1 protein-coding gene is annotated in these 550 nt (G+C 55.6%); it reads left to right on the top strand.

Annotation, left to right across the window (positions count from 1 at the left end):
• Positions 1 to 2 precede the first annotated feature (2 nt).
• Positions 3 to 550, top strand: a 548-nt coding sequence (dapF, locus tag MoGM_RS02375; RefSeq protein WP_233210132.1) for a diaminopimelate epimerase, incomplete at its 3' end; no start/stop codon positions are given.

Raw genomic sequence — 550 nt, 5'->3', positions numbered from 1 at the left:
ATATATACGTGGACACGTCGATATACCGCATCAGCAACCCACAGGCCGTGGCAAAGGCATGGAGCAGGCCGCACACCGGCATCGGAAGCGACGGGCTTGTGCTGATAGGCAGAAGCGGAACCGGAGATACCGGCTTCACGATGAGGATATTCAACGCCGACGGTTCGGAAGCCCTCATGTGCGGAAACGCGGCCCGCTGCATCGGCAAATATCTCTACGACAAAGGCATCACCCGTAAAAAAGAGATAAGACTGCACACTCTATCAGGCATGAAGACACTGCGGCTTCACACAAGGAAAGACGATACGGTGGACAGTGTGACGGTAGACATGCTCGAGCCGGCACTCAGCGACAAGACTAAGGTAGGAAACGAAGAGGGCAGACTGACAGAAGCTGCCATCGAGGCCGACGGCCGCAAATACACAGGCACGTTCGTATCGATGGGCAACCCACACTTCGTTGTATTCACGGATAACATCAGTAGTTGTGACATCGCCCGGAGCGGGGCGGCGCTCGAACGCCATCCCATATTTCCGGAGCGGTGCAATAT

The organism is Prevotella sp. MGM1 (assembly GCF_002933775.1).
Classification (GTDB): domain Bacteria; phylum Bacteroidota; class Bacteroidia; order Bacteroidales; family Bacteroidaceae; genus Prevotella.
The sequence above is the reverse complement of the archived record's forward strand: the minus strand, read 5'-3'. Positions and strand labels throughout refer to the sequence as shown.